Annotated in this window: 14 protein-coding genes; 7 read left to right on the top strand and 7 right to left on the bottom strand. The window is 71.4% G+C overall.

All coding sequences use genetic code 11. From position 1 onward, the window contains the following. Nucleotides 1-60: 60 nt before the first annotated feature. The 3 genes from OG974_RS22450 to OG974_RS22440 form a co-directional block, all read right to left on the bottom strand. Nucleotides 61-369 (bottom strand): hypothetical protein, encoded by a 309-nt coding sequence (locus tag OG974_RS22450; RefSeq protein ID WP_371644228.1) that lies wholly within the window; start codon nucleotides 367-369, stop codon nucleotides 61-63. 85 nt (nucleotides 370-454) lie between these two features. Then, nucleotides 455-739: a hypothetical protein gene (locus OG974_RS22445; RefSeq protein ID WP_327284459.1), complete on the bottom strand. Its 285-nt coding sequence runs from the start codon at nucleotides 737-739 to the stop codon at nucleotides 455-457. 52 nt (nucleotides 740-791) lie between these two features. Continuing rightward, nucleotides 792-1,250: an SseB family protein gene (locus tag OG974_RS22440; RefSeq protein ID WP_054221662.1), complete on the bottom strand. Its 459-nt coding sequence runs from the start codon at nucleotides 1,248-1,250 to the stop codon at nucleotides 792-794. A 206-nt stretch (nucleotides 1,251-1,456) separates the two neighbouring features. Here OG974_RS22440 and OG974_RS22435 point away from each other — a divergent pair, with 206 nt between their 5' ends. From OG974_RS22435 to OG974_RS22420, 4 genes are all read left to right on the top strand, one after another. Continuing rightward, nucleotides 1,457-3,283, top strand: coding sequence for an acyl-CoA dehydrogenase (locus tag OG974_RS22435; RefSeq protein ID WP_327285725.1), 1,827 nt, complete (start codon nucleotides 1,457-1,459; stop codon nucleotides 3,281-3,283). Between the two features lie 148 nt (nucleotides 3,284-3,431). Continuing rightward, nucleotides 3,432-4,178: a hypothetical protein gene (locus OG974_RS22430; RefSeq protein WP_327284458.1), complete on the top strand. Its 747-nt coding sequence runs from the start codon at nucleotides 3,432-3,434 to the stop codon at nucleotides 4,176-4,178. A gap of 101 nt (nucleotides 4,179-4,279) precedes the next feature. Next, entirely contained in the window at nucleotides 4,280-5,572 is a 1,293-nt protein-coding gene (locus OG974_RS22425) for a M18 family aminopeptidase (RefSeq protein WP_327284457.1), read from the top strand. 167 nt (nucleotides 5,573-5,739) lie between these two features. Beyond that, nucleotides 5,740-7,251: a hypothetical protein gene (locus OG974_RS22420; RefSeq protein WP_371644224.1), complete on the top strand. Its 1,512-nt coding sequence runs from the start codon at nucleotides 5,740-5,742 to the stop codon at nucleotides 7,249-7,251. 50 nt (nucleotides 7,252-7,301) lie between these two features. Here the strand turns inward: OG974_RS22420 and OG974_RS22415 are convergent, their stop codons facing one another. The 3 genes from OG974_RS22415 to OG974_RS22405 form a co-directional block, all read right to left on the bottom strand. Beyond that, on the bottom strand, nucleotides 7,302-9,149 hold the full coding sequence (locus tag OG974_RS22415; protein ID WP_371644222.1) for an NHL domain-containing thioredoxin family protein: 1,848 nt from the start codon (nucleotides 9,147-9,149) through the stop codon (nucleotides 7,302-7,304). A gap of 114 nt (nucleotides 9,150-9,263) precedes the next feature. Then, nucleotides 9,264-9,791, bottom strand: coding sequence for a DUF4240 domain-containing protein (locus OG974_RS22410; protein WP_327284448.1), 528 nt, complete (start codon nucleotides 9,789-9,791; stop codon nucleotides 9,264-9,266). A gap of 28 nt (nucleotides 9,792-9,819) precedes the next feature. Continuing rightward, nucleotides 9,820-10,623: a hypothetical protein gene (locus OG974_RS22405; RefSeq protein ID WP_327284447.1), complete on the bottom strand. Its 804-nt coding sequence runs from the start codon at nucleotides 10,621-10,623 to the stop codon at nucleotides 9,820-9,822. 32 nt (nucleotides 10,624-10,655) lie between these two features. Between OG974_RS22405 and OG974_RS22400 the strand changes: the two genes are divergently transcribed. Beyond that, a complete protein-coding gene (locus tag OG974_RS22400; RefSeq protein WP_327284446.1) occupies nucleotides 10,656-11,153 on the top strand; it encodes an LURP-one-related family protein in 498 nt (165 codons plus the stop codon). Nucleotides 11,154-11,288: 135 nt separating this feature from the next. Here the strand turns inward: OG974_RS22400 and OG974_RS22395 are convergent, their stop codons facing one another. Further along, complete coding sequence (locus OG974_RS22395) at nucleotides 11,289-12,068, bottom strand: carbon-nitrogen family hydrolase (protein WP_327284445.1); 780 nt, start codon at nucleotides 12,066-12,068, stop codon at nucleotides 11,289-11,291. A gap of 149 nt (nucleotides 12,069-12,217) precedes the next feature. On the opposite strand from OG974_RS22395, the gene OG974_RS22390 reads away from it, so the two are divergent. Beyond that, nucleotides 12,218-13,048, top strand: coding sequence for a maleylpyruvate isomerase family mycothiol-dependent enzyme (locus OG974_RS22390; protein ID WP_327284444.1), 831 nt, complete (start codon nucleotides 12,218-12,220; stop codon nucleotides 13,046-13,048). A gap of 121 nt (nucleotides 13,049-13,169) precedes the next feature. After that, nucleotides 13,170-14,192 carry a helix-turn-helix domain-containing protein gene (locus OG974_RS22385; RefSeq protein WP_328763252.1) on the top strand — a complete coding sequence of 341 codons (1,023 nt, stop codon included), beginning with the start codon at nucleotides 13,170-13,172 and terminating at the stop codon, nucleotides 14,190-14,192. Nucleotides 14,193-14,197: the final 5 nt, after the last annotated feature.

The following is a 14,197-nucleotide window of genomic DNA, read 5'->3' as shown; positions in this document are numbered from 1 at the left end:
CCCGGAGACATTCCCCGAGCCCTTGAGACGCTCCACCTGCGCATATGACAGTTGCGGCAGTTACGGCGAGACGACGACCGAGTTGATCGGCGTGAGATCGCCCCCCCGTAGATGCAGGCGTCGCCGGACGGACAGGAGCGTCAGGCCGCCGCCGAGCCGGACGTCGCAGTCCGGCGGCAGGCCCACCTCGAAGACCGTGTCCGACCAGGCCGCGGCCGGATGGATGCCCGCCGGGCACGCTTTGATGCCGTGGACGGCCAGCAGCCGGGTGCGCCGGGCGACGTCCACCCGGAAGGACCGGCGGATCTGCGCCCACTGCGGGCCACGACCTCGTGCGCACAGCGGATCGCGCCGTCCAGCAGCTCCCACGCCTCGCGGTCCCGGCCCCACAGCGCGCGCAGCCAGGACGCCCGGCCGGGCGCGCGGGCGGCGGTGCGGTGCAGCTGGTCCGCGGTCAGCCGGGACCAGCGTCCCGCAAGGCGGCCAGCCCCTCCTCCGGGCTCCGCGAGAGGGGCTCGACGAACTGCGGATCGTCGCCGTCCGGCCGCAGCGGATCCAGCAGCGGGCGCGCCCGGTCCGGTAACTCCCGACCGATCCGGTTGCGCCAGCGGCCGAAAACGGCCTGCTCGTCGACGCGCTGCCAGGCGATCAGCGCCATCGACGGCTCCACCAGCGGCAGCGGCTCGCTCGCGAAGGTGACGTCGAGCAGGCCCTCGGCCGTGAAGTGCACGCGCAGCACGATCCCCCCTCGCCCCGGGGTACGACGCCGGCCGCCCGTGCGGCGAAGGCGATCAGCCGTACATGCGGCGCATCGCGAAGTCGACCATCTGCTCGACGGCCTTCGCGTCGAAGACCATCCGGTGGTCGCCCTCCATGTCGAGGACGAAGCCGTACCCGGTGGGCAGCAGGTCGATCACCTCGGCGCCCGTGATCACGAAGTACTTGGACTCCTTGCCTGCGTAGCGGCGGAGCTCCTTGAGCGTGGTGAACATGGGGATCACCGGCTGCTGCGTGTTGTGCAGCGCCAGGAACCCAGGGGTGTCGCCGCGCGGGCAGTAGACCTTCGACGTGGCGAAGATCTGCTGGAAGTCCTCGGCGGACAGCGACCCGGTCGTGAAGGCGCGCACCGCGTCGGCGAGCGACGGCGGCGAGGGCTCCGGGTACAGCGGCTGCTCGCCGTACCCGCCGGCCATCTGCTGCGGGGCGGCGTACTGCTGCCCCGCGCTCACGTTCTGGTCGTAGCCGTACATAGGGCGAAGCCTACCGAGCGCCTCCGGCCCCGTGGACGCGCATTCCCGCCAGGGTTGCGGGCCGGGGTCCGGCTGGTGTGCGGCTTGACCCTGGTCACAGTCGACCGGCCGGGGCTTGCGTCTTATTACCCGCGGGTAGCATCATGACGTTACCGATTGGTATGTACGAGGAACCTGTCTTCCCGAGCCTTAACGGAGCCGTCGCCATGGGGCACTACAAGTCGAACCTCCGAGACATCGAGTTCAACCTCTTCGAGGTGCTCGGTCGCGACAAGCTGTACGGCACCGGCCCGTTCGGTGAGATGGACACCGACACCGCCAAGAGCGTCCTGTCCGAGCTGACCCGCCTCGCCGAGAACGAGCTGGCCGACTCCTTCGCGGACGCCGACCGCAACCCGCCGGTCTTCGACCCGGCCACCAACACCGCGCCGGTCCCGGCGTCCTTCAAGAAGAGCTACGAAGCCTTCATGGACTCCGAGTACTGGCGGCTCGGCCTGCCCGAGGAGATCGGCGGCACCACCTCGCCCCGCTCCCTGATCTGGGCCTACGCGGAGCTGCTGCTCGGCTCGAACCCGGCCATCTGGATGTACTCCTCCGGCCCGGCGTTCGCCGGCATCCTCTTCGAAGAGGGCAACGAGGCGCAGAAGAAGGTCGCTCAGATAGCGGTCGAGAAGCGCTGGGGCTCCACCATGGTCCTCACCGAGCCGGACGCCGGCTCGGACGTGGGCGCCGGCCGCACCAAGGCCGTGCAGCAGGAGGACGGCTCCTGGCACATCGAGGGCGTGAAGCGCTTCATCACGTCCGGTGAGCACGACATGGAGGAGAACATCCTCCACTACGTCCTCGCGCGCCCCGAGGGCCACGGCCCGGGCACCAAGGGCCTGTCCCTCTTCCTCGTCCCGAAGTTCCACTTCGACTGGGAGACCGGCGAGCTGGGCGAGCGCAACGGCGTCTACGCGACGAACGTCGAGCACAAGATGGGCCTCAAGGCCTCCAACACGTGCGAGATGACGTTCGGCGACCAGCACCCCGCCAAGGGCTGGCTGATCGGCGACAAGCACGACGGCATCCGCCAGATGTTCATGATCATCGAGTTCGCCCGCATGATGGTCGGCACAAAGGCCATCGCAACGCTCTCGACCGGTTACCTGAACGCCCTGGAGTACGCCAAGGAGCGCGTGCAGGGTCCGGACCTCGCGAACTTCATGGACAAGACCGCGCCCAAGGTCACCATCACGCACCACCCCGACGTGCGCCGTTCGCTGATGACGCAGAAGGCGTACGCCGAGGGCATGCGCGCCCTGGTGCTGTACACGGCCTCCGTCCAGGACGCGATCCAGGTCAAGCAGGCCGCGGGCGAGGACGCCTCCGCCGAGATCGGCCTGAACGACCTGCTCCTGCCGATCGTGAAGGGCTACGGCTCGGAGCGCTCGTACGAGCAGCTCGCCCAGTCGCTGCAGACCTTCGGCGGTTCCGGTTACCTCCAGGAATACCCGATCGAGCAGTACATCCGCGACGCCAAGATCGACACCCTCTACGAGGGCACCACGGCGATCCAGGGCCAGGACTTCTTCTTCCGGAAGATCGTCCGCGACCAGGGTGCCTCGCTGAACGTCCTCTCCGAGACGATCAAGAAGTTCCTGGCCGAGGCCGTCGGCGGCGAGGAGCTGGCCGGCGCCCGCGACGCGCTCGCCAAGGCCGCCGTCGACCTGGAGGCCATCGTCGGCCAGATGATCGTCGACCTCACCGCCACCGGCGAGGACGTCAAGAACATCTACAAGGTCGGCCAGAACACCACCCGCCTGCTGATGGCGTCCGGTGACGTGGTCGTCGGCTACCTGCTGCTCAAGGGCGCGGCCGTCGCCGCCGAGAAGCTGGCCACGGCTTCCGCGAAGGACGTCCCGTTCTACACCGGCAAGATCGCGGCGGCGAAGTTCTTCGCCTCGCAGGTCCTGCCGAACGTCTCGGTCGCCCGCGCGCTGGCCGAGTCCGTCGACAACACCCTGATGGAGCTGGACGAGGCCGCCTTCTAGCCCGCGGCGCCCGTCCACCGCAGCTGTACGCGGTGTACGTACACCCGACGGCCGGACCCTCCCCGGAGGGCCCGGCCGTCGGCGTACCACGGCCCCCGCAGGGCACCGGCATCCCCGGCTGTCGGTCCCGCGTGGGACGCTGTATGGCATGAGTCCAGCAGAGCAGCGCGGCAACAGCAGGGGGTACTCCGTCCCGACCGGGCGGCCGTACGCCCTCAAGGAGCTGCAGGCTGCCCTGGGCAGCCTCGGCGACCATCTGCGGGAGCTGTACGACGGCGCCCACCCCGCCGAGTACGAGGCCGTCGCCGACGCGCTCTACACCGCCTTCCAGACCGCCGCCGGGCTCGCCCCCGCCAAGAGCTACACCGGCTGCTCCGAGCACCCCAACGGCGCCCTGGACCCCGAGGCGCCCGACGGCTGGGGCCGCTGCCTGATCTGCAACGACCGGCGCCGCCTCGGACTGCGCGCCCAGGGCGTCCGCGGCGCCCGCGCGGCCGCCGCCCCGCCCGCGGGGGAGCAGCGCCGGCTGGGCTATCCCGTGCCCGACCCCCCGTACACGCTCCAGGCGCTGCGCGACCACCTCCGCACCGTCGAGGACCGCCGCTTCCACCTGGGCTTCTCCTCGCCCCCCGAGGAGTTCGTACGCATCGCGGACGATCTCCACCGGGCGTTCATCGTGGCCCGCGAACTCTCCAGGCCCCGCAACGCCTCCGGCTGTTCCGAGCACCCCGGCGCGCCCATCGATCCCGACGCGCCGGCCGGTGAGGCCTGTATCTTCTGCGCCGGACGCAAGAGACGCGCGCAGCGCTCCGCGACGGCCCCGGAGATGCTCCCGCGCATCCGCCGGGGCGAGCGCAGGCAGCTGCAGCGCCGTTTCGAGCGCCCGCCGGGCTGAAAAGCCGCCGGGAAGGGGACCACACGACCCGTAACCCCGGCGTTCCGGCCATCCGCCGCAGCCCGACCATGGCGAACACGACCGTCGTTAAGGTGAACCACATGAGCTCTCCCGCCCGCTTCGACCGCGGCCACACCGACGATCTGATGACCTTTTTGACGGCCAGTCCGTCGCCGTACCACGCCGTGGCCAATGTGGCCGAGCGGCTGGAAAAGGCAGGCTTCAGGCAGTTGTCGGAAACGGACGCCTGGGACTCGGGCAGCGGAGGCCGGTTCGTCCTCCGCGGCGGGGCGCTCATCGCCTGGTTCGTCCCGGAGGGCGCCTCCGCGCACACCCCGTTCCGGATCGTCGGCGCCCACACCGACTCCCCCAACCTGCGGGTCAAGCCGCTGCCTGACACGGGCTCACAGGGCTGGCGGCAGATCGCCGTCGAGATCTACGGCGGCACTCTGCTCAACACCTGGCTCGACCGGGACCTGGGCCTGGCGGGCCGGCTGACCCTGCGCGACGGCAGCGAGCGGCTGGTGAACGTGGACCGTGCGCTGCTGCGCGTCCCCCAGCTGGCCGTCCACCTGGACCGTTCGGTCAACAGCGACGGCCTCAAGCTCGACAAGCAGCGCCACATGCAGCCGATCTGGGGCCTGGGCGAGGTCCAGGAGGGCGACCTCATCGCCTTCCTGGAAGAGGAAGAGGGGCTGCCGCAGGGTTCGGTGGCCGGCTGGGACCTGATGGTCCACTCGATCGAGCCTGCGTCCTACCTGGGGCGCGACCGCGAGCTCGTCGCCGGCCCGCGGATGGACAACCTGATCTCGGTGCACGCCGGACTCGCGGCGCTGGCCGCCGCCTCGACCGCCGACAAGCTGGACCACATCCCGGTGCTGGCCGCGTTCGACCACGAGGAGAACGGCTCGCAGTCGGACACGGGCGCGGACGGCCCACTGCTCGGGAACGTGCTGGAACGTTCCGTCTTCTCGCGCGGCGGCACCTACGAGGACCGCGCGCGGGCCTTCGCGGGCACCATCTGCCTGTCCTCGGACACCGGCCACGCCGTGCACCCCAACTACGCGGAGCGCCACGACCCTTCGCACCACCCTCGCGCCAACGGCGGCCCGATCCTCAAGGTCAACGTCAACCAGCGGTACGCGACGGACGGCAGCGGGCGCGCGGTGTTCGCGGCGGCCTGCGAGCGGGCCGGCGTGCCGTGGCAGACGTTCGTCTCGAACAACTCGATGCCCTGCGGTACGACGATCGGCCCGATCACGGCCGCCCGGCACGGGATCCAGACCGTGGACATCGGCGTCGCGATCCTCTCCATGCACAGCGCCCGCGAACTGTGCGGTGCGGACGACCCGTACCTGCTCGCGAACGCGCTCGTGGCCTTCCTGGAGGGCTGACGCGCCCCGCACCGCCTACCGGAACGTCCCGGCGGGCGGTGCGGACGCGGGCACCGGCTTCGGCCGGGTGGGTCGATCTGCGGGGCGACGCGGTGTGATGAACCGATAGTGACATTCCGTCATGTTGTTCTGGACTCCTGTCACTCCCGGTCGACAAGGAGAGTCCCGTGCTCCGCCTGTTCCGCATGGCCCCCGTGCCCCGCACGACCCGCAGACTCCGTACGCCGCGCACCACCGGCGCCGTGGGCATCGCCCTCGCCCTGCTCGTATCCGCCCCCGCAGCAGGCGCCTTCGCGGCGCCCGCGCCGGCGCCGCCCCCGTCAGCCAAGTCCCCGTTCGCCCTCACGAACCCGCGGATCGTCGCGCACTTCGACTTCAAGGCCGGCCAGACACCGGAGAACCTCGCCCTGGAGCCCGACGGCTCCGCCGATCTGACCCTCGCGCTGGCCCGGCAGGTGGTCCGCGTGGACCGCCACGGCGGCAAACATGTCCTCGCGACGCTGCCCTTCGTCGCGAACCCGCAGACACCGCTCGTCGGCGCCGCCGTCGTGAGCGGGATCGTCCGCACCAAGGACGGGTCGCTCTACGTCGCGTACAACACCGGCACCGCCGAGACCGGCATCTACCGGATCGCCCCGGACGGCGAGGTCACCAAGTTCGTCGACCTGCCGGCGGACGGCTTCGCCAACGGCATCGCCCTCGACGAGCACCTCGGCCTGCTCTACGTCGCCGACTCCGTCCTCGGCGCCGTGCGGCGCGTCTCGCTCGGCAAAGAGCCCGAGGTGACGACCTGGGCCACCGGCGCCGCGCTGGAACCGTCCACGTTCGTCGGCGCCAACGGCATCAAGGTGCGCGACCGTGCGGTCTGGGTATCGAACTCCGACCGGGGCACGCTGCTGCGGATCCCGGTCGAGAAGGACGGGTCCGCGGGCCCGATCAGGACGCAGGCCACCGGGCTGACGGGGATCGACGACTTCGCGTTCGCCGGGCACGGCACGACGGTGCTCGCCGCACTGAACACCGAGGCCAGCGAGCTCGCCCTGGTCCGGCCCAACGGCACCCACACCATCGTGCTGACCGGGGCGGACGGGCTGTCCGGTCCGACCGCCGTGGCGATCCGCCACCACAAGGTCTACGTGACCAGCGGCGCCTTCCTCACGGGCATCGACCCGAACCTGCTGATCGCCGACGCCGCGCAGCCCAAGGCCGAGAACGGCAAGGAGAGCAAGGAGAGCAAGGAGGGCAAGCAGGGCAAGGAGGGCAAGGACGACCACGGCAAGTCCGAGGACCACGGCAAGACCGGGGACAACGCCAAGACCGGGGACAACGCCAAGGACGAGGACCACGGCCGGCGCAAGGACCAAGCGAAGGACGAGGACCACGGCCGGCACGACGACCAGGCCAAGGACGAGGACCACGGCCGAGACGAGGACCACGGCCGGCGCGACGACCAGGCCACCGACGAGAACCACCGCCAGGACGAGGACCACGGCCGGCGCGACGACCAGGCCAAGGACGAGGACCAGGCCAAGGACGAAGACCAAGCCGCCGACGAAAACAGCAGCCAGGACGAAGACCAGGCCGCCGACGAAGGCAGCGCCCAGGACGAAGACCAGGCCGCCGACGAAGACAGCGCCCAGGACGAAGACGACGGCAGCCGCAGCCGCGCCGGGAGCTGAGCCGTCCGGCCGGGGCCCGCTGCGGGCCCCGGCCGGATGCCGTCCTGTCGCTAGGCGTCGAGCCCGGCGAGCACGAGCGGGAGCCGGGCGGCGCCGTCGGCCGTGACGGTGACCGGCACGCCCCAGTCCTGCTGGTGCACGTGGCAGGCGGGGTACTCGTTCGCCGGGTCGTCGTCGCACGAGGCCGCCATGGCGGAGACGTGCAGGACGCCCTCGGTGACGTCCGGGTTCAGGGCCAGCTCCCGGAACAGGTCCGTCCCGGCCCCCTCGCCCGCCACCAGGAGCTCCGGCGGGGTCGAGGAGACCAGCAGCCGCGTCGAGGGCCCGTACCGGGTGTCGAGCTTCTGGCCGGTCGGCGCCTGGAACACCACGTCGAGCCGGAGCGTGCCCGGGGCGACCTCGGTGGCGGCCCGCTGGGTCCGGTGCGCGACGGCGTCGACCCGTACCGCCTCCTCCGGCAGCCGCAGCCGGGTCAGCCGGTGCCGGGCGGACTCGACGACGACGATGTCCTCGCCGACGAGCACGGCGTCGCTGGGTTCCCGCAGGTCGGTGGCCAGCGTGGAGACCTGGCCGGTCGCCGGGTCGAAGCGGCGCAGGGCGTGGTTGTACGTGTCGCACACCGCGACCGAGCCGTCGGGCAGCGCGGTCACCCCGAGCGGGTGCTGGAGCAGGGCTTGGCCGGCGTCGCCGTCCCGGTGCCCGAAGTCGAAGAGGCCGGTCCCGACGGCGGTGCGTACGGCGTACCCCTCGCCCTCCTCCGTGGGTTCGACGTACCGCAGGGCGCTGTTCTCGGAGTCGGCGATCCACAGCCGGTCCTCCCCGGCGGCCGCGAGCCCGGACGGCTGCGCGAGCCAGGCCTCCAGGGCGGGCCCGTCATGCAGGCCCTCGCTGGTCGTCCCGGCGGCGACGGCGACGGTCCCGGTCTGCGGGTCCCAGGTCCACAGCTGGTGCACGCCCGCCATGGCGATCCACACCTTGTCCCGCCACCAGGCGACGTCCCACGGCGAGGACAGGTCGACCTCCAGGGCCGGCCCGGACGTCGGAGACCCCTGCCACCACTGCCGACCGGTTCCGGCGACGGTCTCGACGGCGCCCGTCACGGGGTCGAAACGGCGCAGCGCGTGATTGACGGTGTCGGCGACGATCACGGACCCGTCGGGCAGCAGCGCCAGCCCCTGCGGCTCGCTGAAGCTGTCAGCGGTGAAGCCGCGCTCCCCGCTGCCGATGCGCCGTACGACGCTCTCGCCGTCGGCGGCCAGCTCCACGAGCTGGTGCCGCGTCGAGTCCGACACGAGCAGGTTCCCGGTCGGCAGCACGAGCGCCTTCCCGGGGAACCGCAGGTCGGTCGCCACCGGCTCGGGTGCCACGTACGGCCCGTCCCCGCGCCGCAGGGTCCCCTTGGCCTCGTGCTCGACCTGAAGCTCCTCCACGAGCTGCGCGATGGCGTGCGCGTGCCCCTCACCGGCGTGCTGCGCGACGATGTACCCCTCGGGGTCGATCACGACGAGCGTCGGCCAGGCCCGTACGGCGTACTGCTTCCAGGTCGCCAGCTCGGGATCGTCCAGCACGGGGTGGTGCACCTCGTACCGCTCGACGGCATCGACGACGGCCGCGTGCTCGGCCTCGTGGACGAACTTCGGCGAGTGCACGCCGATGATCACGACGGTGTCGCGGTGCTTCTCCTCCAGCTCCCGCAGCTCGTCCAGGACGTGCAGACAGTTGATGCAGCAGAAGGTCCAGAAATCAACAACAACGCACTTACCTCGCAGGTCGGCGAGGGTCAGCTCTTTGCCTCCCGTGTTCAGCCAGCCGCCCTTGCCGATCAGCTCGGGGGCACGGACACGGGCACGGCGGCGGGGCGCGGGCGCAGGGGTGGGCGCCGGGGCAGCATCGTTCATGTTTCAAGCTTGCCATCCGCCCGTGAACGCCCCGTCGCAGCGGTATGAAGACACCCGCGGGGTGACGACGGAGCGCGGCGGCGCCCTTCGGCATCGGCCCCGACACCACCGGCTCTAGGCGAAGGCGAAGAGGGCGCTCAGGCGGGGGAGGCGGGTGGAGGTCTCCGCCGTGTCGTCGAAGTCGAAGTTCCAGGCCGGGTCCAGCGGCGGGTAGCTGATCGTGAAGGAGTCCGCGGGGAGTTCGTGCCCCGTGCGCGCCTCGTACGCCGTCCAGGCGATCGAGAGGGCCTCCTCGTCCCACAGCTCCAGGCCCTCCGCCGCCGCCTCGCGGACCGCGGGGTGGTCCGCCAGGGAGTCGGGGTCGGCCAGGGCGCGGGCGAAGGCCGCCTCGCCCTGGGTCAGGAGCCAGCCGCGGAAGTAGTCGAAGCCGTCGTCCGAGCAGCCGCCGTTGATGACGTAGGCCGCGGCCCACAGGGGGCTGCGGTAGGACTCCGCCAGCAGGTCCCACAGCACCTGTTGGGCCGCGGCTATTTCGACCTCGGGACGGCGCGCCAGCAACTCCGAGGCGTATGACGCGACTTGGTCGGGATCGGCCTCCGACCGGGCCGTCTCGATCAGCTTCCAGAACGTGTGCTTGTCCATGGGGGAAGCCTGGCATCCCCCTCTGACATCAGACGGTGAGGAAGGAGTGGAGGGATTCGGTGAGAGCGGTGATGAAGGACTCCCGCTCCGCCGGGGAGACGAGGTCCAGGGAGAGGTACGGGTTCAGGTCCTCAAGCTCGACCAGGAGGAGTTCGCCGGAGGGGGCGCGGCAGGCGTCCACCCGCTGGATGCCGTGCGACAGGGTGTTCCACTCGATGAAGCCGCGGGCGAAGTCGAGGTCCGCCGGGGTGGCCCCGTACGGCACCAGCTCCCAGCGGCGGGCCGGGTCCGGGGCGTAGAGGGCGTACTGGAAGGCGTCGTCGACGAAGTAGAAGGACACCTCGTACGAGAAGTCGATGCGCGGCTGGATGAGGTTCTCCCCCGCCGGGCCGGCCGGGTGCGGGGTGAAGGTCAGGCCTATGGAGTCCGCGCCCTGCTTGGGCTTCACCGCGTACGAGGGTGCCGACGGGAGCTTGGCGAGGTCCGCGGGGTCGTCGATCGTGGGGATCACCGGGTGGCCGGCCGCCGTGAGGTCGAGGAGGTACTGCTTGCCTGCCATGTCGCCGCGGCCGGTGAGCGGGTTGTAGACGCGGGTGCCGGCGGCGAGGGCGGCCGCGCGGAAGGCGTCGTACGCCTCCTGGTAGTGCAGGACCGGTCCGCTGTTGCGGACGATCACCGCGTCGAAGTCCGCCATCATGGCCGCCGCGTCGAGCGGGTGGCACAGGGCGAGCGGGAAGTGCTCGCGCAGGCGGGAGGTGAGGAGGATGTCCTCGTCGCAGTAGCGGCGGCCGCGCGCCGGGTACGCCAGGTCGGTCACGTAGAGCAGGGGCATGGCGGCAACCTATCGCGGGCATCGATGCGGGCATGAAATACCTGGTTCGGGACAAAGTGCTGGCCGTCGGGGACGACTACTGGATCGAGGACGAGGACGGGAGGCACGCGTTCCTCGTCGACGGGAAGGCGCTGCGCGTCCGGGACACGCTGGAGCTGAAGAACCCGGACGGGCAGATCCTGATCACGCTGCGGGAGAAGCTGTTCAGCCTGCGCGACGCGATGACGCTGGAACGGGACGAGCTCCGGCTCGCGGTGATCCGCCGCAAGCGGCTCTCGCTGCTGCGCAACCACTATCTCGTGACGCTGGTCGAGGGCACCGAGCTCGATGTCAGCGGGCGGCTCCTGGACCGCGAGTTCAAGATCGAGTACGAGGGGGAGCTGCTCGCGCTGGTCTCGCGCCAGTGGTACCGGATCCGCGAGACGTACGCCGTGGACGTGATCCGGGAGGACGCGGACGCGGCGCTGCTGATCGCCGTCGCCGTGTGCGTGATCCGGATGGCCGAGAAGGAGCGCGAGCACCCGGCGTAGGGGAGGGAAGGGGCCTGACCGGGCGGCGGCGGCGCGGCCCGGCCGCACGATCCGGCCGCACCGTCCGGCCGCGAGATCCAGCCGCGAGACCCGGCCGCACGGTCCCCTCGGCCGTGACCACCGCGAACAGCGGGGTCAGCGGTTCAGGCGGCGGTCCTTGAGGGCCGGGAACTGCTCCCGGGTCTCGGCCACCTTCGCCGGGTCCAGGTCGACGGTGAGGACGTCCTCGCCGGGGCCCGCCTCGGCCAGCACCTCGCCCCAGGGGTCCACCACCAGGCTGTGCCCGGCCTGCTCGACGCCCGAGTGCGTACCGGCCAGCCCGCAGGCGAGGACGTACGACTGGTCCTCGACGGCCCGGGCCCGGTTCAGCAGGGTCCAGTGGGCCCGGCGGCGGGCCGGCCAGCCCGCGGCGACGACCATCGTGGTGGCCCCGGCGTCGACCAGGCCGCGGAACAGCTCGGGGAAGCGCAGGTCGTAGCAGGTGGCGATGCCGAGGGTCTGCTCCGGCAGGGTCACGGTGGTGAGGGAGTCGCCGGCCGTCATCAGCACGGCCTCGCCCTGGTCGAAGCCGAAGCGGTGGATCTTGCGGTACGTGGCGGCCAGCTCGCCCGACGGGGAGAGGACGAGGGCGGTGTTGTAGAGCGACCCGTCGCCGGCACGCTCCACGACCGAACCGGCGTGCAGCCAGACCCCCGCGTCGCTCGCCGCCTTGGACATCGCCTCGTACGTCGGGCCGTCCAGCGGCTCGGCCTCGGTCTCGAACTGCTCGTAGGCGAAGGCGCCCACCGTCCACAGTTCGGGCAGGACGACGAGGTCCGACCCGGCCTGATCCCGTACGAGATCGGCCACGCGGGCACGGCGTGAAGCGACCGACTCGCCGTCGGTCACGGCGATTTGGATCAGAGAGGCGCGCACAGTACCACCGTCCTGGCTTTCAAGCCGTCAACTCGGGCCTACGATCGTCACACGAAAGCACTGCCGGGGCGCTCACCGGCAGCGTAGTTTTGGGAGCAGTCCACACGCTTCCAGAAAACGCGCCACTGAACAGCACGCGAGGGGTCCCGTTGACCGTCCAGCCGCATCCCAGCCTCCAGCCCTATGCCGACGCGTGGACGCACTCCATCGAGGCGATATCCGAGCTGGTCCTCCCCCTGACGGAGGGCGAGTGGAACCGGGCGACGCCGTGCCCCGGGTGGTCCGTCCGCGACGTGGTGTCCCACATCATCGGCATCGAGTGCGAGCAGCTGGGGGACCCCCGGCCGATCCACACCGTCGCGAGGGACCTGCGGCACGTGGTCGACGAGTTCACCCGGTACATGGAGGTACAGGTGGACGTCCGGCGGCACCACACCGCGCCGGAGATGACCTCGGAGCTCGAATACACGATCATCCGGAGGTCCCGTCAGCTGCGCAACGAGAAGCGGGATCCGGCCACCATGGTGCGCGGGCCGCTGGGCGAACAGGTGACGCTGGAGCTGGCGCTGCGGCTGCGGGCGTTCGACGTGTGGATCCACGAGCAGGACCTGCGGGCGGCGCTGGGCGCGCCGGGGAACTGGGACTCGCCGGGGGCGTTCGTGGCGCGGGACATGCTGCTCGCCGGGCTGCCGAAGGTGGTCGCGAAGCTGGCCGGAGCGCCGGCGAACTCGGCGGTGGTCATCGACGTGCACGGGCCGGTGGAGTTCATGCGGACGGTACGCGTGGACGCCGAGGGACGCGCGACGATCGACAAGGCGCCCTCGCTGGGGCCGGCCGTGACGCTGACGACGGACTGGGAGACGTACGTACGGCTCGCGGCGGGGCGGGTCCGCGCGGGCGCAGTCGCGGACCGGGTGAAGATCGAGGGCGATGCGGAGCTGGCGGCCGCCATCCTGGCCAACTTCGCCGTGACCCCGTAGCGCGCCGGGCGGCCCGCCGGTAGCCGGCGCGGACCTCCGAGAACCGGCGTGCGCGGTTTCTCGTCCCTGTCACGGGCGGGACGGCCGCCGCGGCAGGAGGTTTCCAGAGGTGTGGTCCAGATTGTCGTCGGCTGTCGTGCCGGAGGCGGAACGGCTCGATTGGTTCACCGACGTCGTCGCGCAGGAACTCGTTTCCACCGCGATCCGCAGCGGGCGGCCGGGGAAGTTCTGGGCGGAAGCCTCCGTGCTGGACCTCGGCGGTGTGCAGGTGTCGACCTTCGACTTCAGTTCGCTGCACTCGCGGCGCACGGCCGCGCACGTCCGGCGCAGCGACCCCGAGCAGTACCAGATCGGGCTCGTCACCGACGGCGCGATGTCACTCGCGCAGAATCGTTCCGATACGGGTCTGTTCAGCGGTGACATGGTCCTCTGGGACACCTCGCTGCCCATGGAGTCGCTGGCGCTGCCCGGCGACGACGGCCTGATCCGGGCCGTGACCCTGTCGTTCCCGCGCGACGCGATGCCCCTGCGCGGCGCCCGGGTCGAGCGGCTGCTCGCCCGGCGCATCCCCGGCGGCCACGGCCTGGGGGCGATCCTCGCGCAGTACATGCGCTCGCTGGCGGCGCACGGCGCGGACTGCGGGCCGGCGGAACTGAACCGGCTGGGAACGGTCGCCCTCGACCTCGTGGGCGCCTGCCTCGCCGGGCAGCTGGGCGCCGAGGACGAGCTGTCCGCCGAGGCGCGCAACCGCGCGCTGATGGAGCGGATCAACTCCTTCATCGACCACAACCTCGGCGACCCCCAGCTGACGCCGTCCGCCGTCGCCGCCCGGCACGGCATCTCGCTGCGGTGGCTCCAGCTGTTGTTCCGGGAGCAGGGGCAGACCGTCGCGGCCGGGATCCGGCAGCGCCGGCTGGAGCGGTGCCGGGCCGATCTCGCGGCCCCGGGGCTCCTCACCAGCCCCGTCCACGCCGTCGCACGGCGGTGGGGGTTCACCAACCCCGCCGTCTTCAGCCGGACGTTCCGGGAGGCGTACGGGGCCAGCCCCACCGAGTTCCGGCAGTGGGCGGTCCGGGAGGCACTTGCGCGCAAGATCAACGAGCCGTGCACGCCCGGCACATCCCGGGGCCCGGTCCGGCCGTAGAGTCG

It is taken from the genome of Streptomyces sp. NBC_00597 (assembly GCF_041431095.1).
Taxonomy (GTDB): Bacteria; Actinomycetota; Actinomycetes; order Streptomycetales; family Streptomycetaceae; genus Streptomyces.
Note: the sequence above shows the minus strand (reverse complement) of the source record. Positions and strands in the feature narration are given on the sequence as shown.